We start from the raw sequence: 26,963 nt of genomic DNA, 5'->3' as shown, positions 1-26,963 counted from the left end.
AGGCATAGTGCGAATGGCTATCTCAGCCCAGAAGCATTCGAACTAAAGAGCATTGCTTAGTGCCGTGTCTAGTTTTAGTACTAGAGATCATTTTTCATTCCATGTCCAACCTTTTGTTTCTCGCCCAATGATCATGATTTTGTTTTTTGCATTGCCGTAGTTCGGATGAATAGATGTTAAAAATAGTCCAGATAGTCCTTTGGTCGATGGGTTATTTGATTTGTTAGGAATGAGGTAGGAATCATCTATGTCTTTGAGTATGCGGAGGTAAGCCTCTCGCAGCTCTTCATTTTGTGTCATGAAAAATCGTCCTTAAGCTATTTACATAGGATATGTCGAATCAGTGTATACCTCAATTGATAACCATACACTTCCTAAACTAGGCCCCCCTTTCTTTAGATCCTTTTCTCTAATGTATTTCAAATAAAAGTACTGGATCCAATTAGATCATAACAGTACTTATCTGACGTTTACTATCGATGCTTAATGCTTGTTCAATGCCTGCTTAACTACTGTTTAACGACTCTTTTAATGGTTTTCAAGCCTATTGGCTCGCTTACCACTGGTGTAAAGACAGATGTAAAGACTGGTGTAAATACCGCAAACAAAACGCGATATGCAGTCGGCTGCTTGTTTTGATGAGCGGTTGACTAATACGACGCTCTAATTCACTATCGCCAAATGCAGAGCTATGCAACAAAACACCAACAAACGCATAACCTAGCCTTGCGCTATAAACATATCGAAAAGGGCTTGGAATAGCCCATTTACCGCTTTATAAAACTCTACAACTTCAGAAACATCTGTTCCATTATAAGGAAGATAACGTGCAGACTATCAATGATTACCGCGGCAACTTTAACGCGTTGTTAGCGTTAACATTCTCGCTCACCTTAGTGACAGCTTGTGATAGCGACAACAATGAGGCTCAAATACAGACAAAGCTTTTGAACGAAAAAGACTTTGCCAATAATAGCCGCTTACGGGCTAACCCCGAGCAAGGTACCGTTGCTTTATTTCTAGAGCCACCTTCGGCCACAGTAGAAGGCGATTCTAACGGCGAATCAGGCTCAGATCTTATCCCCTACCAATATTCGCGTACGCTCAAACATACATTTTGTTTTGAAGACACTAACAACAACTCCAATCACTCTATGGTGCTTAACAATAGCAGTGGCGAGCAAGTCATTAGCATTAGCGCCAATGAAGAGTGTGTTTCAGCAGTCATCCCTGCTGGACAATATCAGCTGGTGCTGACCCACGGTGAGCATGTAGATACCACAGATACCACCTTCTTAGTGACAACGCCTGACAGTGAATCGCAGCCAAAAGCAAATAGCGTTAATTATTCGCTGGTTACTAAGCTATTAACCACCTTTGGCAATGCGCTAATAAGCCCTGCTTACGCGGATACTAGCGATGATAATGTAACCACGTTGATTTCCACCAACACCTGTCAAAATTGTGATTTATCAGGCGCAGACTTAAATAATGCAACGCTCACGTTTGCCGACCTTTCTGGCGCGGATTTAACTGATGCGATATTAACTAATGTCGATCTTTTCGAGTCAACGCTCACAGGCACTAACTTTAGTGGCGCCGACATGAGTAACGGTGATTTTCGTGGTTCAGAAATGACCTATGCCGATCTGAGTAATGCCAACCTGAGTGGCACTTTACTTTCCAGCGCGCAATTATCTCCGGCAGATCTTGATAATGCCACAGTCACCGATACTGAGTTTGATAACGCTAATCTTGTTGGCGCAACATGGGTAGATGGCGGCATTTGTGATATCACCTCTGTCGGCTTTTGTAATTCAACTCCCGTTGCTGAAACAGATCCGTGCGACTCTGTTAAGCAGGATGTTACCGAAGATGGCAACACCGTTTATAAGTGTTTATTGCCAACGGTTGATAAAGAAGTTTGTACCACTGAGTATGGTGGTCTTGATGGCGGCACACCGATAGAAAGCTGCGAAGCGATAGATAGTTCAGAGCTGGTAACATCAGTTAATCTGGTTGATATCTTTAGCCAAGTGAGCTCATCGCTCGATACCACTTTGGACAACGACACACCTATGGCGATTTTAGCCTGGGGAGGCGAAGGCGGTGTTGGCTCAAATGGTGGACTCTGGACCTCTGGTGGCGACGGTGGTAAAAGCGGTTTTGCCTCCACAGTTACAACCCTTTCTCATTTCCTCGATGATTATGGGCAAACATCATTTAATTTCTTTATCGGTGAAAGTGGCACATTGAGTAATATCGATGGTGACGGTGGCTCGTCGACTCTGGTGATGATTGCAGCAAGCAGCCCCACTTCACTTGAAGACGATGTCATACTGATCGCCGGTGGTGGCGGCGGTGGTGAATCATCTGGATGGCTAAGCGATGGCACTGATGGCGGCGTTGCGGCATCATCAGTCATAGGCCAAGGTACCATTGGCGTAGGTCAAGCCATTATTGATGTTGCCGATGGTGGCAGCACCGATGAATGGGGCAATGGTGGTAATGGCGCTAATGACGGTAAAGACGGCATTGGTGGTCAAGGCGGACAAGGATTTTTAGGCGCTAACAGCGAGTGGGTAAATGGCGATCCTGGCGTTGGCTCTGACGGCAGAGGTGGCAATGCTGATGATAGCTTTACCGCTGCTGGAGGCGGTGGCGGCGGAGGTGGCTATGGTGGCGGTGGTGCTGGCGATGATGGCGCTGGAGCCGGCGGCGGAAGCTGGTCGGTGATCCCTGCCACTACCTGTAATAGTGCGCCTACTCAAGACACGGCACCTTCAAACCCTAGCTCATCGGGTGATGAATTGGGCAGTAAAGATGGCGCTATTGAAGTTTGGATATTTCCAAAAGGCTGTTAATCACAAATCACATCAACCGAGGATGGGCATTATGCCCGTTCTCAGCGAGCAAGTAATGCGTACGATTGCCAATGTGGTTACTCCATTTTTTCAAATTAGCTAACCACTTCTACACCCATAAAAAAACCTGCACTTGGCAGGTTTTTTCATTTTTAAAACTAATGAGCTAAAACTCAGAACTCAGGCTTAATTATTTAAGCGGCTGGTTTTTCTCAGCGAATTTATTGAAAATCGCATTGAAAGACAAAGATGCGCCATGGGCAATTTTGTCTGATAGCTTTTTCTTAAGCTGGTAGCTCACTTTAATAACTGTGCGCTCATTAGCAAGCTTCATGATCACATCATCGCTAGTGGCGATTTCATCCACTAAGCCAAGCTCGATAGCTTGTTGACCATACCAATGCTCACCGGTTGCCACTTTTTCAAGATCAAGCTCTGGGCGATACTTAGCAATAAAGCCTTTGAATAATACGTGAGTCTCTTCAAGCTCTTTTTGGAACTTCTCACGACCTTCATCGGTATTTTCACCAAAGATGGTTAAAGTACGCTTAAAGTCACCTGCTGTGTGCTGCTCGTAATCGATATCGTGCTTTTTCAGTAAACGGTTAAAGTTAGGCACTTGCGCTACCACACCGATTGAACCGACGATAGCAAAAGGCGCCGAGTAAATCTTGTTAGCCACACACGCCATCATGTAACCGCCACTGGCTGCCACTTTATCAACACAGATACTTAATGGGATCTCGGCTTGTCTTAAACGGTCAAGCTGGCTTGATGCCAAGCCATAGCCGTGAACCATGCCGCCGCCACTTTCAACATTAACGATGACTTCATCGCCCTTGTCTGCAATCGCTAAAATCGCGCTGATCTCTTCACGCAGTGACGCCACTTCACCGGCATCAATACTGCCTTTAAAGTCGACAACAAAAACCTTAGGCTCAGCTTCTTCTACGCCCTCTTTTTGTTGTTTCTCTTTGGCTTTTTCATCCGCTTTTAGCTGCTTCTCGTAAGCTTTAAATGCCTTTTAGATAGCAGCTCTTCTTTCAATTCATGTTTAAGTGATTTTAAGTTGTCACTCAAATTGGTCAGTTTAAGCTCACCTTTGTCGGTCTTGTGCTTAATCGTTGAGGCAAGCACTACAATTACTACGGCCAAAATAGCCACAACAATGGTGACTGCCTTAGCTAAAAACAAACCGTACTCGTACAGAAATTCCAAAATATTCTCCAGCTTAACCTGATTTATTTTTTCAATTGCGAGCTATTCTACCAGCCTATTTAGCAATAAAACATGCCAATAAAAAACCCAGCTTTCGCTGGGTCTTTTTTTGAACAAATATGGCTAATTTAAACCACTATTTTGCTTATGGGCAGCTTTGCAACACGCTGCTGTCTTGCACTAAGATAGTCGCTGAGCCTTTACCCGCGGTTAGCGCAAATGCGGCAACTTGTTGCTGCATTTCAACGGTTGCTTGTGCTGCCATGCCGTCAGTTACGCCATCAACTTCATCAGGGCTCACAATTGAGCTATGGTGACCTTTACTAAAGCGTACCGCTCCAGAACCGGCTTCAGTAGCTGAAACACACTTAAGGCCAAGATTGGCAATCAACGGCTCGGTGCCTGATAGTGGGAAACCTTCTACTGTATTTGGCAATACCTGATCCGGCTTATTAGTTGCATCACCGACCACTTCGATTAAGTGAACTGGTAGTTGCGTCCCTGCAAGCGATGCGGCGTGGTTAATTGGGTCCGCACTATCAAATGCTGTTTGCACAGCAAAGGCAAAGGTTGGAATAAACTCAGCATAAACGGCTGCAACAATTGCGTTGTATTCATCACTGCCCGGCTCTGCGCCATTAACGTTGGCTTCATCAACTAGCGCCTGGAACGAATCTGTTGCCACTATCGTGTCAAACAATACAGGGCCAAAGGTTGGTGAGCCTGCAAACGCCCCTGCTAGGCCGCCCGCTGGCGCCACTAGCGATGCAGCATTAACACCATATGCGTTTGGCAATTCAGTACCACTTGCTGGGTCGCGAAGACCAGTAGATGCATAGTTAGAGAATGTTGTCCCGACAATACCGCCTAGGCTTAAGCCTTGTGCACTGATTTGGCTGATATCAAAAATTTGCTGTCCGCCCGCCTGTGCAATACCTAGATAAAGGCCTGTTAATGCCGCGCGCAGTGCTAAATGGTCAACTGTTGCTTGACGGAAGTTATCACGTACCGTCAAAGTGCTAGCGATGTTAACAAAGGCTAGCGGGTTACCATTTTTAAAGGCATCAGGCGTCCCAACTACAGCGCCATAACTAGGATCCGTTGCTGAAACTTCATAAATACCGTCACCGTTCGCATCAAATGAGCGCGCACCATGCAGTGGCATATCAATTGATATAGTAGCAATGCCCGATGCAGCATAAGTGCCGGCATATGCTAATGCCATCTCTTTACCACCACCTAAACCGTGCATAGCAATGGTTGTTGGCCAGCCGTTTGTTGGTGCAGTAAAAGGTAGGCCTTGTTGCTGATAAAAACCGGCAAGTTTAGCTGCGTTAGGTAAGGTAATTTGTACTGCGACTTTTTCATATCCCTTAATAGCAGGAATAGGATTGAACTTAGTGAGATGCTTTGTGGTATCAGCAGGTGTGCCATCGTCTAATAACCAAGTTTTACCTGCAAGCAATGCTGGATTGGTTAGCGCCGCAACTGGATCGACACCTTGAGCTTCAGCCTGAGCAAAATAATTGGCTTGGCTTAGGGTCTGTGCTTCTAACGCTAAAAGCACTGAAACCGGACTATCGCCTTGGGCTTTCCAGTGACCATTAATCAACGGGTTTAGATTGGCATCTAAACAACTTGTCGATGAGCAGTCGCCGTAAATAGGCACTTGAATTTCAGCGGCAAAAACATCTGCTAGATCTGAAACCACATAAGCAAGACCATCAGCCGGTGTTAAACCAGCTGCTTGAGCAACCGTAATAACATTACCGCCCATCACAACCGGTGCAGGCATCGCCGTTAATTTAGGGGCGTATGGATTAACAGTATTGCCCTCTGCCGGAGCAACCATTAATAACTTGGTAGTCTCGTAAACATCGGCAACTGACTGTGTGGTAAACAGGCCTGAGTAAGTCACCTCTTCAGTGCTTGGGCCACCCGCAGCAGCCATACCTTTCTCGTAGCTGTTTACTAACGTTTGTAAGAACAACTGATCAGGTGTTTCTAGTGGCTTAGTTTCAATATCAAGCTTTAATAACCCGTAAGTTGCAGATGGCGCAATTGGACGACCAGCAGAATCTTGGATAAGCGTGGTGGTCGCATAAATATATGACTGACCCGCTTTTAAAGGTTTGAGTGGAATAATCGCCACTTTATTACCCGAAGCTTGGGAAACGTAATCTACACCGAATTGTAATTCTTCGCCCACTTTACAGGCCGAGACAGAAGGTGCCCCGCTACATTCAGGATCAGATGAAAGCGCACCGCCTACGGTCGCTTCAAATACACGCACCGCACCCGGTTGCACCACAGATGCCGCATCAATAGTTAATACTGCGCCATCGTTATCGGTTGCTGGTGCAACGTCGATAGTAATAGGTGATGTCAATGACCAACCATCTAACGCGCCAAGCGCGATTTGTGGGTCCACATAATCGCCAGACTCTTCACCAGGAATAGCTAACGTGCCATCGGTAGTACCGTTAAACAATAAATCGTTTGGTAGCGGCACAGCACCCGCTGCAGGATCAAAAACAAACACAGACTGAGGAACCAGAGGCTCAGTTTTGTCTACTAATTCGTTATAACTGTCTTCGCTACAAGCCGTGAGCCCCAATGCTGAGGTGATTGCTACGCCCAAAAAGAGTTTTTTCATCTTTTTTCCCCAAATCTTGTTGTAATAATTTTGTTTTCACTAAGAAATTGGTCACAATAGTCAACAATGTATACCAATAGGACTTATTGTTAGTCCTTAACTAAGTTCAAGTTAACGCAAAATTATTGAGTTAGCTACATTTTTGTCACATTCAACCACCAATTGAGCGGACAAAAATTAATCGTTTGTTTTAAACAGCTGTTTATCATATCAGCGATTCTAGAAGTGACGGGCGTTTGAGCTCTGAGGAAGTATTAACTCATGTTGGAATATCAAGCAGCAAAAGATTTACTTAAAAACAAAACCATTTTAGTGACAGGTGCTGGTGACGGTATAGGCAAAGCTGCAGCGATTGCTTATGCAAAACATGGCGCCACGGTGATCTTATTAGGCAAAACAGTAAAAAAACTAGAAGCAGTTTATGACCTAATTGAGCAAGCTGGTTACCCTACCCCTGCTATTGTGCCTCTCGATTTGAAAGGCGCTACTGAGCAAAACTACAAAGATATGGCTGACACCATTGAAGAGCAGTTCGGAAAGTTAGATGGCTTATTGCACAATGCAAGCCTGCTAGGCGTATTGGGCCCATTTGAGCACATTACCATGAGCACGGTAAATGAAGTTATGCAGGTTAATGTGATTGCAGAAATCATGCTAACCAAGGCAATGCTGCCAATCATGCGCAAATCTGAATCTGCATCTTTACTGTTTACCTCTAGCAGTGTTGGTCGCCAAGGTCGAGCTTACTGGGGCGAATATGCCATTTCAAAATTTGCTACCGAAGGCATGATGCAATCATTAGCTCACGAATACGAAGATACTGTTATCCGTGTTAACAGCATCAACCCTGGTGCGACGCGCACAGGCATGCGCGCAAATGCCTACCCTGCAGAAAACCCTCAGTCTTTAAAAGCGCCTGAAGAGATTATGCCAACTTACCTATACCTTATGGGTGATGACTCTAAAGAAGTGAATGGCCAACAGCTTAACGCTCAGTAATTCAGTATTAGAAACAAGATTTAAAAACAAAAAGGCCGCTAATTAGCGGCCTTTTTAATCTTCATCATCAGTAACTTAATAAATTAGGTACGCTGACGAGATGGCTTTGGTCTTGACGAAGCCACTTTATGCTTGTGTACAGCACGTTTAATTTTTGCACTACGTACTTTGTTACGCGCAACACTGTGCTTGTCAGTACCGAGTAATGTACGCGTTTCTTCGTCCATACCGGCTGTTTTACGAAGGTAGTTTACTTCTTCGATTGGCAACTCAATCCAACCACCACGTGGTAGTGCTTTAGGTAGCTCAATCATGCCGTAACGAATACGGATAAGACGGCTTACCTGCACTTCTTGAGATTCCCATAAACGACGAACTTCACGGTTACGGCCTTCAGCTAAGCTAACGTGCCACCATTTGTTCATGCCTTCGCCACCAGCAGCTTTAACTTTGTCAAAGTTTGCTGGGCCGTCTTCTAACGTTACGCCCATGCGTAAACGTTGAATACAAGCATCGGTCACTTCACCAAATGTACGCACAGCGTATTCACGCTCTACTTCATTTGATGGGTGCATTAGGCGGTTTGCCAATTCACCGTCAGAGGTAAATAGTAATAGACCTGAAGTGTTAATATCCAAGCGGCCTACAGCAACCCAGCGCGAATCGCGAGTTTTTGGTAGACGGTCAAATACCGTTGGGCGTCCTTCAGGGTCTTTACGACTACAAATTTCACCTTCAGGCTTGTGGTATGCAATAACACGACAAACCACATCCTCTTCAGAACGAATTGAAACTGTACGGCCATCAATACGAATTTTTGCGTCAGATTCGACGCGATCGCCTAGGCTTGCAATTTCACCGTCAACACTAACTCGACCTGCAGCAATCCATGCCTCCATCTCACGACGGGAGCCATGGCCTGCACGGGCCAAGACTTTCTGCAATTTTTCACTCATTAGTAGACTCTTCTGTTTTTTCGGTCACACTCTTTTCAGTTGAAAACAGTGCAGCCAATGATTCGGGATCAGACAAAGGCGGGAGATCCGCAATGGTGTCTAAGCCGAAATAAGCTAAAAAATCGGTGGTTGTAGCATAAAGCGCTGGTCTTCCAGGCACCTCTTTATGGCCAACAACTTTAATCCAATTTCTATCGTTTAAACTCTTTATAATGTGGCTGCTAATTGCCACGCCACGTACAAACTCAATATCACCGCGGGTAACAGGCTGGCGGTAAGCAATAACCGCCAATGTTTCCAAGGTTGCACGCGAATACTTAGGGGCTTTTTCTTGCCATAACGGCTGTAAAAATGGACTCAATTCAGCCAATGTCTGAAATCTGTAGCCCCCTGCCACCTTTACTAATTGTACACCTCGATGCTCATAATCGAGTTGTAACTCTTCAATACAGGCCTTAATCTTCACCCGCGACACACTAAAATTAGACAGTACAGTCTCTTTTAGTGCTTTTATTGTCATCGGCTTAGCTAACACAAACAGGCTAGCTTCGATTAACTGTTTAAGCTGATCTGGATTTATCTGAGACAATCAGTATGCCCTAACATGTATCGTTGAAAACGGCTCAGCTTGTACCAGCTCAACCAATAACTCTTTAACCAATTCCATTAAAGCCAAGAAGCTCACTACCACGCCGCTGCGGCCTTCCTCGAAATCAAATAAGGCTTCAAAGGGTAAGTAAGTCTCTGCATTGAGCTTAGCTAAAATTTGTGCCATGCGTTCGCGTGTTGATAATACTTCACGTACAACGTGATGACTCTCAGTGGCTTCAATTCGCTTTAATACCGATGAAAATGCTCTGGCTATCTCGGTAAGAGACACTTCAGGAGGCAATAACTCCGGCTTGATGTTGGCAGCGGGTATCGCCTTAGCTTGAAACATATCTCGTTCCATTCTTGGCAATTCATCCAGCTTTTCCTGAGCATCTTTGATCACTTCATACGCTTTAAGCTGACGGATCAATTGTGCCCGCGGGTCTTCCTCATCTTCTTGCTCAACCTCTGGTCTTGGCAATAATAAGCGAGATTTAATCTCGGCTAAGGTTGCCGCCATGACCAAATAGTCGGCTGCAAGCTCCACTTTGGCACCTTGCAAAAGATTCACATACTCTAGGTACTGTTGCGTAATCGAGAATATGGGGAGATCAACCACATCAAGTTTTTGTTTGCGGATTAAATAAAGCAGTAGATCCAATGGTCCTTCAAAAGACTCAAGAAAAACCTCTAAAGCTTCAGGAGGAATAAAAAGGTCTTTCGGCATAACCTTAAAAGGCTCACCCCGAACAACGGCTAAAGGCAACTTTTGCTGAACGCCCTCCATCCGTAACACCCTCTATTTTCGCAAACGCGCGATTATACCTGTAAAACTACCGCGATTAAAGCAATAGCCGCTGTCAATTGTGGTTAATCGCGCACCAGCGCATAGACCAAGGGTTAAAGGAAAGGAGTGACGTCACCCGCACCTTCACGGATCACCTCGATCTCACCATCAGATAAGTCAACAACTGTGGTTGGCTTTTCACCTAAATAGCCACCGTGAATAATCAAGTCGACTTGATGTTCTAGCATGTCACGGATGTTTTCAGGATCTGACTCAGTAAAATCCTTACCCGGTAAAATCAAACTGGTAGACATTAATGGCTCACCCAATGCTTCCAGCAATGCCAATGCAATCACGTTATCTGGTACACGAATACCAATCGTTTTTTTCTTTGGATTTTGTAATCTTTTTGGCACTTCTTTAGACGCTTTAAAGATAAAGGTGTAAGGCCCTGGCGTATTTTGCTTTAACAAACGATAAGCTTGGTTATCCACCTGAGCGTAACTCGCCAGCTCCGATTGGTCGCGACACATTAACGAGAAGTTATGATCATTTTCAATCTGTCTAATACGTGCAATTTTAGTCATCGCGTCTTTGTCACCAATCAAGCAACCTAGAGCATAACCAGAATCAGTTGGGTATACGATTACACCACCACTTTTAATCACGTTTACGGCTTGGCTAATTAAGCGTGTTTGAGGGTTTTCCTCATGCATATAAAAAAACTGACTCATTGTACTACCTTCCATTTATCTGACTGCCAAACCCAATCCACTCCTTGGGGTTGGAACATATTTTTACCGATTTCAATCCAGCTACCTGGAAAGTGAAAATCGCTGCCTAACGAGCATGTCAGTGCGTTATTGATACTGAGCGAGATAAGGTTATTGCGATCATCAATGGTCTGTTGTCCAAGAACAACCTCCATCGCATCACCACCCGCTTCTTTGTATTCGCGCACTAAGCGTTTAAGCCATTTGGCCGACAATTTATAGCCGCTCGGGTGTGCGAGTACAGCCACCCCTCCAGCGTTGTGAATAACCGCTATCGCCCCAGCCATGTCGCCCCAATTATTAGGCACATAACCGGTTTTACCGCGAGCTAAATACTTCTTAAATACGTTAGCTGTGGTCGTGGCATAGCCTTTTTCGGCTAACCAGCGCGCATAATGACCACGGCTTATCGCGGCATCACCCGCATAAAACTTGGCACCTTCGTAGGCACCTTCAATTCCCGCTTTGGCTAAACGCTCACCAATTTCTTGTGCACGCTCTGATCGTAACTCACGTTGCTTATGTAAAAATGCGGCCAACTCGACATTATCGATATCCACATTTAGCGCCACAATATGAATGTCAAAGTTATTCCAGCGGGTGGAGATCTCAACGCCATTGATTAACTCTAACGGTGTCTCGTGTTGTTGATTAAACTCATGTGCCTCTTTCAGGCCATCGATGGTGTCATGATCGGTAATTGCAAACATCTGCACGCCTTTACTTATCGCGCGTGCAACTAATTCTGATGGGGTTAATTGGCCGTCTGAAGCGGTCGTATGGCTGTGTAAGTCAACCAATTTTACATCTGTATTATTTTCATCTTTCATGCCCATATGATACTTGAGTTTAGCCCTTAAAGGTGATTTTAATCTTGTTTTAAGTAATTTAGTGCTATCAAGGAGCCCTGCCCTTGTCGCCTGACAAACGGCTAAACAAACAATTAGTTTTCCGAGTGTTATTTTCTAGATTGAACAAATCAAGGCTAACTGACTAATTAACATGCTTTTTATATGTCAGTTTTATTATTTACCTCTTTCCGTCAGTTCCTTGAACTAGTGCAAAAAAACCAACTAAATTCAATAGCTTTATGTGCAGCAGCTAGCAGTATGTCATTAATGAATTATTTACTATTCGCTCGCCTGAAATTCTCGATATCAAGTTCCGTAAAATCAAACGATTGACACGGCACACCCAAGTAAATTCGTTAGTTATTGGATAAATACAACAAGATGAAAAAAACATACCTAGCTTTAGCGCTTTTGTGCGCTATGCCTGTGCTAGCTCACGCCGAAAAAGAGATGGAATTTGCGCCGTCATACCTAAGTGTTGAAGGTGATAAAAAGCCTGAGTTAAAACAATGGCGCGACTCAAACACTTGTAAAGGCTGTCACCCTCGTCAATGGAACGGCTGGCAAGGCTCAATGCACTCTATCGCCTTTATCGATCCAGTGTTCCAAGCTGAGTGGGCTATGGGTGAGAAAGAAACCAACGGCGCAGCTAAAAACCTTTGTGGTGGCTGTCACACAGTGCTAGGTACTGTTACTCAAACGGTTGAATTTAAATCTGAGTCAGGCAAGTTTGGTGGCTTTACGACTCAAGCTATTGCTAACCAAGGTGTATCGTGTGAAGTGTGCCACAGTGTGGTTGATACCAACATGCAGCATACCGCTATGGGTGAGCATGGTAATGCATCACTAGAAATAGCTAACGATAAAGTTAAACGTGGACCATTTGATGATGCTAAGCCACGTGGACACAAGGCTGAATACTCAGACCTGCATACTAAGTCTGAGTTCTGCGCTAACTGTCACAACGTATTTAACCCTGTGCATGACAACTTTGCCCTTGAACATACCTATGACGAGTGGAAAAAATCTGACTACGCTAAAGCAGATATTCAATGTCAAGACTGCCACATGGTGCCAGTTGAAACAGCCATGCGCGTTGCAGATGAAATGCTACCGGCTAAAAAGCTTGAAGAGCACCGCTTAGGTGGTAAAGCTGCACGTGGCGGCCCGGTTCGTAGCTTAGTGCACGACCACGGCTTTGTGGGCGGCAATGCGGTTATCGCTCCGCTTTTAGGGGTTAAAAACGGCCAAGCTCACGCTGATGAAGCGGTTAAACGCCTAAAGTCTGCTGCCGCGCTTGAAGCTAAAGTGACGGGTTCAGCAAACAATCCTGTACTTGAAGTTACCGTATTTAACCGCCGCGCGGGTCATGATTTACCAACAAGTTTGACTTTCATTCGTCAAATTTGGTTAGAAGTGATTGTGCGTGACGTAAATGGTAAGGAGCTTTTACGCTCTGGTACATTAACGGCTGAAAACGCCCTACCAGAAGGCACTGTTATTTTCCAAGACACTGCTGTTGATGTTCACGGTAAGTCTGAACATAAACCTTGGAAAGTCGCGAGTTTCTCAGTGCAAAACACGATTCCAGCAAAAGGTTCTAAAACGGTTAAATATCCGTTTACGTTACCTGCTGGCGTAACTGATTACAGTGTTGAAACTAAACTGCATTACCGCTCATTCGACCAAAGTGTGGCGGATCTACTACTAGAGAAGAAAGTGGTTGTGCCATCGGTTGAAATGGTTAGCTTAAGCCAGAATTATAAAGGCTTAAAGGCGCTGTAATTTTGTTTTAAATCACAGAGTGTTTTGCTTGGGATTAACATCTAGCTCGTTTTATTTGGCTAATGTAAACCCTGAGCTAAGCCGCCACGACTTTGTTAGCTGCCATTCTTAATTAAGAGTGGCAGCTAAATATGACTGCTAGCAAAAATAGCAAACTCTTGCTGCTTCAAAGATTTTAGCTGCAATTTAACTGCGCTTGACGCTGACACTGGGCTTGCGATGACGCAGCAGATTCTGTGCCTAAACAGTAATCTAATCTGATTGTACGCTTTTCACCTATTACAGTACTTAGTGAGTCAGCTTGCTGCCAACGCCAGCTTTTAACTTCGTTTTTTGCATACTTACCCAAATGCTTATTGGGGATGGAGCTGATAACTTCAACATTAGCTGTATTTCCCGCTTCGGTGATATCAAATGACAACACCGTGCAGCCTTGAATCTTTGAGCGTGCAAGCTCTATAGGGTATTTCATTACAGGTTCTGACTTATCATGACCTACTCGATACCAGTATTTTTGGCTATTTGCATCAACCTCTGTAAGCAGCACTTCTCCGAATACCTTTTGCACTTTTGCATGGCTCATCTGCGGTAATAGAAATAAGGCTATTAACAAACTACTTGCTATCAATTTCATATACATTCCTTTGTAACGAGTTCTAATTCCACGATAAAGCTATATCAAGTAAAACCCGTTAACAAGGAGCACTATTAATTTAGTTTTCCGTATATTTTCGTGCTAACGCTATTAATGCTCTAGTACACTGCAATACCGCAGTGTTTTATCAGTCCACAGATTAGATCCAAGCTTGGTCAACAGTATCCACTGTTAATTCGCTGACAACGCTTCCAGTATGTGCCGTTGATTTAGGCTCCACCATTAAGAAATGAGTCTCTTCGGTCGCTCTGGGACAATGTTCAACCCCTTTAGCTACAACATACATTTCCCCGGGGTTAAGCACTATTTCCGTCTCTCTCATCTGCAAAGTTAACTGCCCTTTAAATACCAAAAACAATTCATCTTCATTGTCGTGTTTATGCCAAACTAACTCGCCGCGGCCTTTTGCAATTTTTACCAGTTGCTCATTTGATTCTGCAATAATTTTTGGAGACCACAACTCTGAAAACAGGCTAAACTTCTCTTCAATATTAATTTTACTCATTCTTATCTCCCCCTTTAACTAAGCGCTCTAAAACTCCACATTAATACTTTAATGCGACACCGAGCTGCTTAAAAGTTGTACAACACTTTATCTACAGTGATTGATGTCACGTAATAATGACAGCGAAATAAGTAAGGGTAATAACTTAAGCTTGAACAAAAGGTCATTTAGTATTGTGCTATAACCTCCTTCCATTTGTTTACTAAAAGTCGGCCCAAAAGAACCTAAGTGTTTATGTAAAAATAGTTACTAAAAATAAACTTGATTTTAACGATTTCACAGGGTTTCTAAAGGTAATGCATAACCTAGCTTAAGCCGCCGGCTTTCACTTTTTCCATGTATACTTGCGTGCTACACTCAATGCCACTTTTTGAATTCTGAAACTGAATATTTTCCTATGAAACAGTTGCTCGATTTTCTGCCCCTGGTCATTTTCTTTGCAGTCTATAAATTTTTCGATATCTATATTGCCAGCGGCGCGTTAATTGCGGCCACCGCTTTGCAACTTGTCATCAGCTACATGCTGTACAAAAAAATAGAAAAAATGCATCTGATCACTTTTATCATGGTGACAGTATTTGGCACATTAACCTTAGTGCTACACGATGACTCATTCATTAAATGGAAAGTCACCATCGTTTATGCATTGTTTGCTATCGCTCTTGGTGTTAGCCAATTAATGAACAAACCTATTTTAAAAAGCATGCTCGGCAAAGAACTGATCGTTGTTGATAAAATTTGGGCTCACGTGACTTGGTATTGGGTCAGCTTTTTCATTATTTGTGGCTTGGTTAATATCTACGTAGCCTTTAGCCTTTCGCAAGAAACCTGGGTTAATTTTAAAGTATTCGGCTTAACGGCACTAACACTGGTTAATACCGTGCTGACCGTTGTTTACCTATATAAAAACATGTCTGAAGAAGATCGTAAGGAACTTAAATAATGTGGTATATGATTTCATCGCAAGATGTTGAAAATAGCTTAGAAAAACGCCTTTCTGTTCGTGCTGACCACTTAGCTCGTTTGCAACAACTTGCTGACGAAGGGCGCCTTCTTATTGCGGGTCCACACCCTGCTATTGATAGCGAAAACCCAGGTGAAGCGGGCTTTACCGGCTCGTTAGTTGTTGCTGATTTTGCCTCACTTGAAGATGCACAATGTTGGGCTGATGCCGATCCTTATATTGCTGCTGGCGTATATGCAAGCGTAATCGTTAAGCCATACAAACTGGTTTTACCGTAAATAAAAGGATGCAACTAATGAAGATTGTTTCATTTAATATCAATGGATTGCGAGCAAGATTGCATCAGTTACAAGCCCTTATTGATAGCCATCAGCCTGATGTGATTGGGCTGCAAGAAACCAAAGTGCATGACGAAGCGTTTCCATTAGCCGATGTTGAAGCCATGGGCTACCACGTGCACTATCATGGCGGTAAAGCCCATTATGGTGTCGCTATGCTGTCTAAGGCTGAGCCAGTAAAAGTGCAAAAAGGCTTCCCTACAGATGAAGAGGACGCTCAGCGTCGCATGATTATGGGCACCTTCACTCAGGAAAATGGCCGTCCACTTACCGTACTTAACGGTTACTTCCCTCAGGGCGATAACATTAGCCACGAGACGAAGTACCCGGCTAAGCGTAAGTTCTACAAAGATCTTATGCAGTACTTAAATGAACACCATAACGCTGATGAAGATATTGCCATTATCGGTGATATCAACATTTCGCCAGTTGATCTTGATATTGGTATTGGTGAGCCTAACGCCAAGCGTTGGTTAAAAACCGGTAAATGTAGCTTTCAGCCAGAAGAACGTGAATGGCTAAAAACCTTGATGGATTGGGGCTTAGTCGATACATTCCGCCAGCTTCACCCAACACGCACAGAACGCTACTCGTGGTTTGACTACCGCAGCAAGGGCTTTGATGATAACCGCGGCCTACGTATTGACGTTGTTTTAGCGACAAAGTCACTGGCTGAGCGTTTAGTTGAGTCTGACGTAGATTACGATTTACGCGGCATTGAAAAGCCATCTGATCACGCCCCTATTTGGAGCTCATTCAGCTAAAGCAGCTAGAATCATCAGATCAAAAATGCCAGCAATGATTGCTGGCATTTTTATATCAATTAGATGAACGCTTATGACTCTTTAGCTGGTTCTGCAGCAACGCCCTGAAACTTTTTGGTTAAGGTGATTAACTGCCCCGTCAATACACTCATGCTATAACCCAACATTGCACCGATTAGCAGTGGCGGTAAAATAGCAGCGAGGTCACCACCAATAGCAAAAGTGATACAACAGCCTATAAACGCCCCTGGGATGAAGGCCAGCTTTTGATAGCTTGCTTGCAAGCACATAGCGGATGTCGCAATAGCGGTAAAAATGTAGCCAAATACTGGTGAGACAAAGAAGCTACTACCAGAAATGATTAGCCAACCCCAGAATACCCCAGATAAATTGGTGCTCATTGCCATAAACATACCTTTTACACCAGAGTGAGTCTGAGCAAAGAACGTACTGCAACTGAGAAAGCCTACCCAAGTGACGAGATGAAGCGCATCTGCGACGCCAGCCCAAACACCTGCCAGTAAACCTGCTGAAATAGCAATCTGCCAACGATTTTCCATAGCTCACCTCTTAACCTATAACTCTGGTAATACTCAACTCACTGACTAATGATTTGCGATTAATTCGATTAGTGAGTTAGATTCAGGCGAGCTAAACTACCTTTTTTATCTGTAAAAAAACACGATCTAGCACCAATTACTAAACTTAAATGGCGATTAATCGCACAACAACACCAACTATGTAGTAAAAGTACCTATAAATGACTATTAGGGTAACCTGTTATTAACTCATAGTGCTCCAGCCACTGCTAAGAATTCGGTTCACACAGGTATAAAAAGCTAGCAGGAGGAATGAAACTAAAAAGTCCATCTTAAGAACAAACTGGTTTAGGGCTAAAAACAAAAAAAGCGCCATAAGGCGCTTCATTTTACTATTGCAGCATAAGCTGCTGTATGAACGACAGCTCTACTTAGCCAAACAGCTGATCTGCCACAAATGGATTTTGTGCTCGTTCATCACCAAACGTAGAAAGCGGACCGTGACCAGGAATAAACTGTACATCATTTCCTAATGGCCATAATTTTTGGGTGATCGAGTCAATTAAATCTTGATGGTTAGATAACGGAAAGTCTGTGCGACCTATTGAGCCTCTAAATAACACATCACCTACCCATGCTGTCTTGCTTGATTCAGCAAAAAATACCACATGACCTGGCGTATGACCTGGGCAATGCAACACTTTCAATAATTGATTACCCACATTGACTTCATCACCTTCTTCCAAATACTGCGCAGGTGTAAACGCATCACAGTGAACAAAACCAAAGTGTTGGCTTTGCTTAGGAAGACTGTCTAACCAATAGTCATCCGCCTTGTGTGGGCCAATCACAGGGACGTTAAGTTGTGCTGCTAGTGCCTGAGCACCGCCAACATGATCAATATGTCCATGGGTCAGCAATACCTTTTCTATCACCACACTGTTTTTGGCTGCTTCTTCTAAAATACGCTCAACATTTCCACCAGGATCGACAACTGCCGCCTTCATGGTTTCAGAACACCAAATTAAACTGCAATTTTGTTGGAATGGGGTGACGGGTATTAACTGGTACTTCATTGATAAACACCTAAGGTTCTTTTGGCTGTGAATAGCTCAAGGTTACGTTAAGTTGGCCAATTCGACTATCAATTATTGGGATAATTTAGCCCTCAGCTCACAAAAACTGCATTAATTTTTTTACTTTAGCACTGTCTGTTTGTGGCATTTAGTTTCCATATATTGAAATACTGAAAAGTAGGTAATCTTTAGTATACAATCACCGCAGAAAGGGCAACAGAATGATTGCTTATCCGTTAGCTATCATCTGTCACCGCCTCAATAATAATGCATACAATAAGGTCAATGCCATGAATCACCCTTCTCCTCAGCTTACCTTTGCAGGTATGGTTGCTCAAAAGCATCACTTCACTTTGCCTCTTGACTATGCAGACCCCGATGGAGCGCAAATATCCATATTTGCACGAGAAATATCGAGTCCAGAAAATAGCGCTAAGTCATTACCTTTTATTGTTTTTTTTCAAGGTGGCCCAGGTTTCGGTGCTGTGCGCCCTGCCGCTAATGGTGGTTGGATAAAACGCGCACTTAAAGAGTATCGCGTGCTTTTACTCGACCAACGTGGCACAGGTTTATCTACTCCTGTTAACTATGCCTGCTTATCGCACCTAACCAGCAACGAGCAGAGTCAGTATCTAAGCCACTTTCGCGCAGATAATATCATTCGTGATGCAGAGGCCATTCGTCAGCAGCTGACAGACAACCAAAAATGGACCATTCTTGGGCAAAGCTTTGGTGGTTTTTGTGTCTTAAAATACTTAAATGATGCGCCACAGGGGCTAGCTGAAGCCTATATTACCGGTGGTATTCCGTCGCTAACACGCAGTGCCGATGAAGTTTACCAAGCAACTTACAAACGCGTATTAGCCAAAAACCATGACTTTTTTACCCGCTTTACCGATGCACAATGTTTAATTAAAGCCCTCGCTAACCATATCGAAAACAACCAAGTGTTGTTAGCAACAGGTGAGCGTTTAACCGTTGAAATGTTGCAACTACTGGGCATTAATATTGGTATGGAGCAAGGACCTGAAAGCGTTTACTACTTATTGGAGCAAGCGTTAATTGACACGCCTACTGGCACGCAGGTGAATCCACTATTTTTAGCGCATTTCTGTCAATTATTGGATTTCAATACCAATCCAATTTTTGCCTTGTTACATGAATCTATCTACTGCCAGCAAACCCGTTCAAATTGGGCTGCGCACCGAGTGAGACAAACATACTCTGAGTTCAACTACAGCAGCGATAAGCCGTTTCTATTTACTGGCGAAATGGTCTACCCGTGGTTTTTTGAGCAATTTGGTAACCTTAAGCCGCTTAAACAGGCCGCTGAGGATTTAGCCCAAAAATCGGACTGGCCAATGCTATACAACCTAGAGACCTTGGCTAATAACCAAGTGCCTGTGAGTGCAGCTATTTACAGTGAAGATATGTTTGTAGAAATGCAATATAGCCTCGAAACTGCAGCCCGAGTTGGCAACTTAAAATACTGGGTAACCTCTGAGTATGAACACAACGGAATTCGTATGGATGGCGAGCATATTCTAGATAGATTAATTGCAATTAATCGTGGGGAAAAGCTGCGTTAATTAATAAAGGCTTAAGCTTAATGGGACATTATGTAATCTGTTCCTCACCTGTATCACTTTAGCAAGCCTTAACCGAGGCTTGCTTTTTTTTGTGTTGAAATTATACACTTTTTATTACTAAACAAATTCCCCCCGTCCTCGCTCTCCTATTGGCAATTTTGTATTTAACAACTCATACTTTGAAAATCCTCGGAACCAACAATTAAGCCCTATAGTGACGATTGTTAGGACAAGAAATGATGGAGCCATTATGAATATTGATAAGCTCGATACATTATCAGCCGAAGTGCTCGTCGGTATTGCAAACGAACACCTACGTTTAAATTGTAAAGACCAACAAGCGCTGTTTTATGACTTAGATATTGATAGCAAGTTACTTGAACAAAAGCTCGCTGCAAGTGGATTTGAGTATGACCCAGTGTGTAATCAATACAAAACTCGATAATTAGCGATAGATAAGGTTAACAACTCATCGCCACCGAAAACGTTCATAGTGGGTACACCACAGGTATTCGCCACCTCCTGCCATATAATCATGACACCAAACTTACTCGAATATCCACTAATAAACGGGTTTTTAACGAGTACATTTGCTAGAATCCGTGCTAATTTTTTGGCAGCGATATGACTGCCTCACTCTGAGCCACCAAAGCAACGTGGTATTGAGTCCCAAAGTTTTACAATTTAAGGCAGGCTATGACCGTTCTTCTAATGACTCCACCTATGACCCAGCTGAATACGCCCTACCCGGCAACAGCGTATTTAACGGGATTCTTACGCTCTCGTGGCTATGAGGCGGTGCAACGTGATCCTGCAATTGAACTCTTTCTTGAGATGATGACAGCGCCGGCTTTAGACGTTATTCGCCAGCACGTAGAGCAAAACTTTGAGCATTTTGAAGATAATGAGCTACCTGATGCGATTTTTAACTTTTTAGCCGAATTTGACCGTTACCACCTCACGGTAGAACCTGCGATTCGTTTTTTACAAGGCAAAGACCCAAGCCTTGCTATGCGCATCAACTCGCGTCGCTTCTTACCTGAAGGGCCAGCCTTTGACACCATAGCGCAAATGGAAGCTGTATCCGGTGATGTGCTACAAGCCGCTTTTGGTAACCTTGGGGTACAAGATAAAGCAAAGTATTTAGCGACGTTGTTTATTAACGACCTTTCTACTGTGATCACCCAAGGCGTTGATCCCTACTTTGAAGTCAGTCGTTATGGCGAGCAGTTAGCTGCGGCAAACCCAAGCTTTGATAATCTCTATGACACCTTGATGGATGAGCCTAGTTTTAGCTCAGAGATCTTGGAGCAGTTGGTTGAGCAATACCTTGAAGAAACCCAACCTAGCGTAGTCGCATTAACCGTGCCGTTCCCCGGTAATATGCTAGGAGCGCTACGAATTGCGCAAACTTGTAAAGCTATCAACCCTGAGATCCCAATTGTTATGGGCGGCGGTTTTATCAATACCGAGCTTCGTGCCTTAAAAGATCCTCGTGTATTTGAGTTTGTTGACTTTATCTGTCTCGATGATGGAGAGCGACCTTTTATTACCTTATTAGAGTACTTTCAAGGTCAGCGTGAAGTCGACGACTTGGTTCGCACTTACTTCCTTGCAGAAGATGAAAATGGCGAAGCCTATGTTCACTTTAATGAAAATGCTGAGCTACACGATATTCCGCAATCGGATGTTGGTGCACCGGTTTATGATGGCTTACCGCTGGATGAATACCTTTCTTTATGTGAAATGCTCAACCCAATGCACCGTATATGGAGCGATGGCCGCTGGAACAAATTAACCATCGCCCATGGTTGTTACTGGCGTAAGTGTAGCTTTTGTGATGTCAGCTTAGATTATATCGACCGTTTTGATTCAGCTAGCGCCGATGTGCTGGTAGACAGAATTGAGCAACTCATTGAAGAAACTGGCGAGACTGGCTTTCACTTTGTTGACGAAGCACTGCCACCCAAGCTGCTATTTACCATGGCTAAAAGACTCATAGAGCGTGGCGTAGTCATCAGTTGGTGGGGCAATATTCGTTTTGAGCGCACCTTTAGCAAAGCCCGTTGCCAGTTGTTAGCCGATTCAGGTTGTATCGCTGTCAGTGGTGGTCTTGAAGTTGCGTCAGACCGCTTATTAAAACTGATGAAAAAAGGCGTCAGTGTTGAGCGTGTGGCGCAAGTGACCAAAGCCTTTAGTGATGCAGGTATTTTGGTACATGCTTACTTAATGTATGGCTTCCCAACACAAACTGAGCAAGAAACTGTCGACTCATTGGAGATGGTGCGCCAAATGATGCAACAAGGCTGCTTCCAATCAGCATACTGGCATCGCTTTGTGGCTACCGTACACAGCCCAATAGGTATCAACCCAGAGCAATTTGGTATCACCCTTGAAGAGCGACCAGAGATTCTATTTGCTGAGAACGATGTTAACTTTACCGATCCGACAGGCACTGACCATGAAATGCTCGGTGAAGGCCTGCGTAAAGCGATTTACAACTATATGCATGGCATCGGCTTTGAGCAGCCAATGAGCTTTTGGTTTAACCAAAAAGTGACGCCAACAACAATGAAAAAAGACCTGATTTCAAGAGCCATTACTAACTTACTTGAAAGCGACTAACTTAGAACTGGCTACTTAAAACAGATGAACTTAGTGCTGGTGCAATGACCCACTACAAGCCACTATTTATAGTGGCTTGTTTATTATCGAACAGCTTAAACACTACATATATCAGTACAATAGCAATTGCATTAATAAGCGTAGGCAGCGATTTTGAAAGCTCATACAGATTTGCAAAATCAATTGGTAAACCATTCACCGATATCACCAGCAGCGATAGAGGTAATTGCATTAAGATAATTGCCAGCCAATTAAATGGAAATTGGCTTAATAGTCGTCGATAAATAAAAAAAATCGCCACTGCGTTCAAAAGCGTAATAGCACTATCTTGCAGTATGACTAGTAACCACTCAAGGCTATTGCTATTTAACCCCTCCACCGCAATTAAATAATTCAATAGTGGTGAATAACTCGCAGCAAAGCTAAAGGCAACGGCAGATAGGCCGGCCGCAATCAAGCCTAATAACATAGCGGAAACATATTTCATCGCAAATCCTTTGCTTATTCAAAATGATACAGAGGAGAATTAAGGCTCAAACCTTAACATAACGAACACGAATTAACCTTGATCCTGCAAATATTTGCGTAACCCTATACGGCTATGCCCTGCTGGAAAATCATCAAAACGAGTAAACTCCTCAAAGCCTAAACGCTGATAAAACTCAGGAGCTTGCCAGCTTTGCGTCCACAGCCATAAACCAGATAGCTTTTCAGTGATTGCATACTCCTGCGCTTTATCCATCAACTGTCGACCTAGCCCACTACCACGACAACTTTCAGCCACCCAAAGCTCATCAATATATAACCAATCCCAAAGCAGAACAGCGGTTAAGGCTGCGATAAGATTGCCTTGCTCGTCTTCAACTATCCAGTTTACACGTTGATTATCATAAGGCGGAGCCATTTGCTCTTGAGTATGAGACTCAAAGCCCGCGGTTAACTGTGCCTGTATTTTCGCCCCTAGTTCGCCTTGGGTAAATTCTATTTTTTCCATTGTATTCTCTAGTGGTGATCAATCTGAATTTTCAGTAGGCTATATAATTATCAATACTTACACTTTTGATAATTTCAGGTTATTATTAAAATCAATAGTCAATAATCAATAATCAATTCGCTACATCAACCTTAGTCTTGATCAACCATAGTCTTGATCAACCTTAGTCTTGATCAACCATAGTCTTGATCAACCATAGTCTTGATCAACCATAGTCTTGATCAATCTAAGGTGGTTACTGAGGGCTTTCTATGCTGAATCCAACTTGGCTCAATACTTTTAAAACATTGATTGATGTTGGTCATTTTACTCAAACAGCTGAAAAGCTGTATATGACCCAGCCCGGCGTGAGTCAGCAAATAAAAAAATTAGAGCAAGCTTGTGGTCATGCATTGATTAAACGCTTTAATAAAACATTTGAAATTACAGAGCAAGGCAGGCAGGTCTATCAATATGCCCTAGAGATTGCGCAACATGAAGCTAAGCTAATCGAAAGTTTAAGTTTCGATGACCCTTATTCAGGTCAGTGTCGCTTGTCATGTTCGGGCTCACTGGCCCTGCTTTATTACCCTAAGTTTCTCAAGCTTCAGCAACAACACCCTGCGCTATCGATTCACTTAGAAGCGGCACCCAATCACAAAGTGCTTAAAGACATAACTGAAGCAGCAATCGATCTTGGTATTGTCACCCACAAACCTAATACCTGTGAATTCAATATCGAGCCCTTAGGCTGTGAATACTTATGCCTAATCTTACCTAAGCGTTTTGAAGGTAAACATATTACAGCGCAAGCATTGATGGAATGCGGCGTTGTAAAACACCCAGATTCCGCTCATTATTTATCACTCTATTTTGATCAATGTGGCGACCAAGAACTGGCGGAGATTAATATCGATAAATTACCAACCGCAAGTTATGTCAATCAGCTCAGCCAAATTCTATTACCGGTATCCCAAGGCATTGGTTTTACCGTACTGCCCAAAAGCGCCTTTGATAGCTTTATCGATAAAGCCAGCTTAACTTTGCATCAGCCTAACACCGCCGTTGCCGAGCAACTGTATTTGGTCCATAAACGTAATCGTCAACTTCCAGTCCGTTACAAAACATTAGCGCAACTTCTAAAAGAGAATGTTGATCAATAATCTATTTAATTCGCAATCTATGTCCAGCTGATAATATGCGTTAGTGCTAAGTGCTAAGCCTAAGTCATCAGAGTTAAGTAATAACCCAGCGTCATGACTTACTACTGGTACGTTTAGTGGTCTTTTTGGTAGCAGTCGCTTTCGAAGCAGTCGCCTTTGAACCGGTAGGCTTCTTAGCTGAATAACGGCGTTTTTTAAAGCCTCCCTCTGGTGACTTTACGCCTTGTAACGAAGTGGGTAATTGCGAACCGGCTTGATTAATCAGCTCATGTATTGAGCTCACCAAGGGCTGCATAAAGTTTTGATACTTTGCTTCTTTACGGCTAATGGCATCAAGGTTGTTTTCCCATAGTGCGGTCATGTCTGGTGTGGTTGCACTTTGCGGCAAACTATTGACTAAGCCTTTGCCCACCTCTGTCGCTAAAATTGACTTACCTTGACGGGTTAAATATGTGCGCTTAAACAATAATTCAATAATGCCGGCACGGGTTGCTTCAGTGCCTAGGCCGTCTGTATCTTTAAGAATTTTCCTAATATCAGGATCGGTGACATAGCGGTTAATCCCTGTCATCGCCCCAAGCAGGGTTGCATCGGTAAAGTGTTTAGGTGGCTGGGTTTGCTTTTCTAACAGTTCACCGCGTTCACAAAGTAGCACTTGGCCTTTTTTCAGCGCAGGAATATTAGCAAGATGCTCTTCATCATCGGTTTGTTGGCCATTACTAGCATTACGACTCTCTTTATCTTTGCTTTGCTTTAACAGCTGCTTCCAACCTAAAGCGACTTCTTGCTTGGCCTTAGTTTTAAAAAGACCACCCGCGATAATGATTTCAACCTGAGTTTCTTTGTACAAATAAGCGGGGTAAAACTGCATCAAATATTGGCGTGAAATCTGTAAATAAAGCTGTTTTTCAGCCTGACTCAAACTGGCCAAATTGGCAGTTTTTTCAGTGGGTACGATAGCATGGTGAGCATCGACCTTTTTATCATTCCACGCTTTAGATTTAAGCTTGGCATTGGGTTCATCACAACCTGCAACGAGTTCGCTAGCGCCATTTAACACCGCTCGGATAACACTCGGTGCTAAGCCATGTTGCTCTACGGGTAAATAACGGCTGTCAGAGCGCGGATAAGTAATAAGCTTATGTTTTTCATACAATGACTGACAGGTATCGAGTACTGCTTTTGCACTCATACCAAAACGCTTTGCAGCGTCAATTTGCAGTGAGGATAAGCTATAAGGTAGCGGTGAATTTTGCTTTTTATCTTGAGCAACAACCTTTTCAACGGTGCCATTTTGGCCATTTATGCGCCCAACAACATTTTGCGCTAAGCCTTTAGATAATACTCGCCCCTCTTCATCCATATAGGGCTGGCATGCTTCACTAGGTTGCCATTTTGCACTGAACCTATCTTGTGCATCCGTCGCTAAATGCGCCAACACTTCGTAAAATGGCTTAGAAACAAATTCAGCAATTTCTGCATCACGGCGCACCACAAGCCCAAGCACTGGCGTTTGTACGCGTCCAACCGATAGCACGCCTTGATAACCCACTTTTCGCCCCTGAATGGTATAGGCACGGGTCATATTCATGCCATATAGCCAATCGGCGCGAGAGCGCGCTAAAGCTGATGTAGAAAGTGGAATAAACTCTCGATTTGAGCGCAGCTGACCTAACGCCCTTTTAACCGCTTGTGGGTTTAAGTCGCTAATTAATAAGCGCTGTGCATTTTGTAATTTAGCCCCTTTAACCCCAAGATGAGCGATGATCTCATCGACTAATAATTGCCCTTCACGGTCTGGATCACCCGCGTTAACCAATTGACTAGCCTCTTTAACTAAGCCCCTAAGCACGGCTATTTGGCCGCGCATCTTATACTTAGGCTTCATCTTCCAGTTATCAGGCACAATAGGTAAATGCTCAAACTTCCACGATTTATACTCTGGAGAATAAGCATCTGGCTCTGCTTGTTCGAGCAAGTGACCGACACACCAAGAGACGCAATCACCATTGGCGGCACGTATAAAACCATCGCCTTTTTTTAATGGCTTAGGTAAAACATCGGCAATGGCGCGGCCAAGGCTAGGTTTTTCAGCAATATATAAGATCATCGATTAAAAAAATTACTGTATAAATTAACAGTAACTGTACCTCGAAGTGCTATTAGGCGCAAATGAAACGCAGATATTTAAGTGGCTTTGTTGCTGTTAAATACAAGTTTGCTCAAAGATTGTAAATTTTGTTGAGAATAGTTCTCATTGAGTGTTTTAATTGGTCATCTTAAAAAGGAGGG

General features: G+C 43.5%; 24 protein-coding genes and 1 pseudogene. 10 read left to right on the top strand and 15 right to left on the bottom strand.

All coding sequences use genetic code 11. From position 1 onward, the window contains the following. Positions 1-87: 87 nt before the first annotated feature. Entirely contained in the window at positions 88-300 is a 213-nt protein-coding gene (locus tag L2748_RS16275; RefSeq protein WP_220781374.1) for a hypothetical protein, read from the bottom strand. Positions 301-827: 527 nt separating this feature from the next. On the opposite strand from L2748_RS16275, the gene L2748_RS16270 reads away from it, so the two are divergent. After that, positions 828-2,864, top strand: a complete 2,037-nt coding sequence (locus L2748_RS16270) for a pentapeptide repeat-containing protein (RefSeq protein WP_220781375.1) — start codon at positions 828-830, stop codon at positions 2,862-2,864. Between the two features lie 190 nt (positions 2,865-3,054). Here L2748_RS16270 and sohB read toward each other — a convergent pair. Together sohB and L2748_RS16260 are read right to left on the bottom strand one after the other, a co-directional pair. Then, a pseudogene (gene sohB, locus L2748_RS16265) lies at positions 3,055-4,082 on the bottom strand (protease SohB). Positions 4,083-4,227: 145 nt separating this feature from the next. After that, the gene (locus tag L2748_RS16260; protein WP_220781376.1) at positions 4,228-6,738 is read right to left on the bottom strand and encodes a VolA/Pla-1 family phospholipase; all 2,511 of its coding nucleotides are present in this window, start codon (positions 6,736-6,738) and stop codon (positions 4,228-4,230) included. Between the two features lie 261 nt (positions 6,739-6,999). On the opposite strand from L2748_RS16260, the gene L2748_RS16255 reads away from it, so the two are divergent. After that, positions 7,000-7,737 (top strand): YciK family oxidoreductase, encoded by a 738-nt coding sequence (locus L2748_RS16255; protein WP_220781377.1) that lies wholly within the window; start codon positions 7,000-7,002, stop codon positions 7,735-7,737. Positions 7,738-7,820: 83 nt separating this feature from the next. Here the strand turns inward: L2748_RS16255 and rluB are convergent, their stop codons facing one another. The 5 genes from rluB to rnm form a co-directional block, all read right to left on the bottom strand. After that, positions 7,821-8,693, bottom strand: coding sequence for a 23S rRNA pseudouridine(2605) synthase RluB (rluB, locus tag L2748_RS16250; RefSeq protein ID WP_220781378.1), 873 nt, complete (start codon positions 8,691-8,693; stop codon positions 7,821-7,823). Then, positions 8,686-9,282 carry an SMC-Scp complex subunit ScpB gene (gene scpB, locus L2748_RS16245; protein ID WP_220781379.1) on the bottom strand — a complete coding sequence of 199 codons (597 nt, stop codon included), beginning with the start codon at positions 9,280-9,282 and terminating at the stop codon, positions 8,686-8,688. Before scpB ends, rluB begins: the two co-directional genes overlap by 8 nt. Continuing rightward, positions 9,283-10,071 carry a segregation and condensation protein A gene (locus L2748_RS16240; protein ID WP_220781380.1) on the bottom strand — a complete coding sequence of 263 codons (789 nt, stop codon included), beginning with the start codon at positions 10,069-10,071 and terminating at the stop codon, positions 9,283-9,285. Between the two features lie 113 nt (positions 10,072-10,184). Next, a complete protein-coding gene (locus L2748_RS16235) occupies positions 10,185-10,805 on the bottom strand; it encodes an L-threonylcarbamoyladenylate synthase (RefSeq protein ID WP_220781381.1) in 621 nt (206 codons plus the stop codon). Continuing rightward, complete coding sequence (rnm, locus tag L2748_RS16230) at positions 10,802-11,680, bottom strand: RNase RNM (RefSeq protein WP_220781382.1); 879 nt, start codon at positions 11,678-11,680, stop codon at positions 10,802-10,804. The genes L2748_RS16235 and rnm overlap by 4 nt, the downstream gene beginning before the upstream one ends. A 396-nt stretch (positions 11,681-12,076) precedes the next feature. Between rnm and L2748_RS16225 the strand changes: the two genes are divergently transcribed. Beyond that, positions 12,077-13,480, top strand: a complete 1,404-nt coding sequence (locus tag L2748_RS16225) for a multiheme c-type cytochrome (RefSeq protein WP_220781383.1) — start codon at positions 12,077-12,079, stop codon at positions 13,478-13,480. 175 nt (positions 13,481-13,655) lie between these two features. On the opposite strand, the gene L2748_RS16220 is transcribed toward L2748_RS16225, so the two are convergent. Together L2748_RS16220 and L2748_RS16215 are read right to left on the bottom strand one after the other, a co-directional pair. Beyond that, the gene (locus L2748_RS16220; protein WP_220781384.1) at positions 13,656-14,114 is read right to left on the bottom strand and encodes an energy transducer TonB; all 459 of its coding nucleotides are present in this window, start codon (positions 14,112-14,114) and stop codon (positions 13,656-13,658) included. Positions 14,115-14,274: 160 nt separating this feature from the next. Beyond that, the gene (locus L2748_RS16215; protein ID WP_220781385.1) at positions 14,275-14,640 is read right to left on the bottom strand and encodes a cupin domain-containing protein; all 366 of its coding nucleotides are present in this window, start codon (positions 14,638-14,640) and stop codon (positions 14,275-14,277) included. A gap of 397 nt (positions 14,641-15,037) precedes the next feature. On the opposite strand from L2748_RS16215, the gene L2748_RS16210 reads away from it, so the two are divergent. From L2748_RS16210 to xthA, 3 genes are read left to right on the top strand one after another with little or no spacing between them, the layout of a single operon-like run. Beyond that, positions 15,038-15,583: a septation protein A gene (locus tag L2748_RS16210; RefSeq protein ID WP_220781386.1), complete on the top strand. Its 546-nt coding sequence runs from the start codon at positions 15,038-15,040 to the stop codon at positions 15,581-15,583. Continuing rightward, positions 15,583-15,882, top strand: a complete 300-nt coding sequence (locus L2748_RS16205; RefSeq protein WP_220781387.1) for a YciI family protein — start codon at positions 15,583-15,585, stop codon at positions 15,880-15,882. The genes L2748_RS16210 and L2748_RS16205 overlap by 1 nt, the downstream gene beginning before the upstream one ends. A 17-nt stretch (positions 15,883-15,899) precedes the next feature. Continuing rightward, entirely contained in the window at positions 15,900-16,706 is an 807-nt protein-coding gene (gene xthA, locus L2748_RS16200; RefSeq protein WP_220781388.1) for an exodeoxyribonuclease III, read from the top strand. A 71-nt stretch (positions 16,707-16,777) separates the two neighbouring features. Here xthA and L2748_RS16195 read toward each other — a convergent pair whose 3' ends face one another. Together L2748_RS16195 and L2748_RS16190 are read right to left on the bottom strand one after the other, a co-directional pair. Continuing rightward, positions 16,778-17,266: a DUF1097 domain-containing protein gene (locus L2748_RS16195; protein WP_220781389.1), complete on the bottom strand. Its 489-nt coding sequence runs from the start codon at positions 17,264-17,266 to the stop codon at positions 16,778-16,780. Between the two features lie 410 nt (positions 17,267-17,676). Then, the gene (locus L2748_RS16190; protein ID WP_220781390.1) at positions 17,677-18,321 is read right to left on the bottom strand and encodes an MBL fold metallo-hydrolase; all 645 of its coding nucleotides are present in this window, start codon (positions 18,319-18,321) and stop codon (positions 17,677-17,679) included. Between the two features lie 290 nt (positions 18,322-18,611). Here L2748_RS16190 and L2748_RS16185 point away from each other — a divergent pair, with 290 nt between their 5' ends. The 3 genes from L2748_RS16185 (at position 18,612) to L2748_RS16175 (ending at position 22,535) form a co-directional block, all read left to right on the top strand. Continuing rightward, on the top strand, positions 18,612-19,910 hold the full coding sequence (locus L2748_RS16185) for an alpha/beta fold hydrolase (RefSeq protein ID WP_220781410.1): 1,299 nt from the start codon (positions 18,612-18,614) through the stop codon (positions 19,908-19,910). Positions 19,911-20,160: 250 nt separating this feature from the next. After that, entirely contained in the window at positions 20,161-20,355 is a 195-nt protein-coding gene (locus tag L2748_RS16180; RefSeq protein WP_220781391.1) for a DUF4250 domain-containing protein, read from the top strand. A gap of 251 nt (positions 20,356-20,606) precedes the next feature. Then, positions 20,607-22,535, top strand: coding sequence for a B12-binding domain-containing radical SAM protein (locus tag L2748_RS16175; protein ID WP_220781392.1), 1,929 nt, complete (start codon positions 20,607-20,609; stop codon positions 22,533-22,535). A gap of 52 nt (positions 22,536-22,587) precedes the next feature. Here L2748_RS16175 and L2748_RS16170 read toward each other — a convergent pair whose 3' ends face one another. Beyond that, entirely contained in the window at positions 22,588-23,022 is a 435-nt protein-coding gene (locus L2748_RS16170; RefSeq protein WP_220781393.1) for a hypothetical protein, read from the bottom strand. A 72-nt stretch (positions 23,023-23,094) separates the two neighbouring features. Next, the gene (locus L2748_RS16165; RefSeq protein WP_220781394.1) at positions 23,095-23,529 is read right to left on the bottom strand and encodes a GNAT family N-acetyltransferase; all 435 of its coding nucleotides are present in this window, start codon (positions 23,527-23,529) and stop codon (positions 23,095-23,097) included. 251 nt (positions 23,530-23,780) lie between these two features. On the opposite strand from L2748_RS16165, the gene L2748_RS16160 reads away from it, so the two are divergent. Then, positions 23,781-24,671: a LysR family transcriptional regulator gene (locus L2748_RS16160; protein WP_220781395.1), complete on the top strand. Its 891-nt coding sequence runs from the start codon at positions 23,781-23,783 to the stop codon at positions 24,669-24,671. Positions 24,672-24,762: 91 nt separating this feature from the next. Here the strand turns inward: L2748_RS16160 and L2748_RS16155 are convergent, their stop codons facing one another. Further along, positions 24,763-26,781: a DNA topoisomerase III gene (locus tag L2748_RS16155; RefSeq protein WP_220781396.1), complete on the bottom strand. Its 2,019-nt coding sequence runs from the start codon at positions 26,779-26,781 to the stop codon at positions 24,763-24,765. Between the last annotated feature and the right edge of the window lie 182 nt (positions 26,782-26,963).

The sequence above is a fragment of the Shewanella sairae genome (assembly GCF_023283535.1).
GTDB lineage: Bacteria > Pseudomonadota > Gammaproteobacteria > Enterobacterales > Shewanellaceae > Shewanella > Shewanella sairae.
This window is presented reverse-complemented; position numbering and strand designations above follow the sequence as displayed.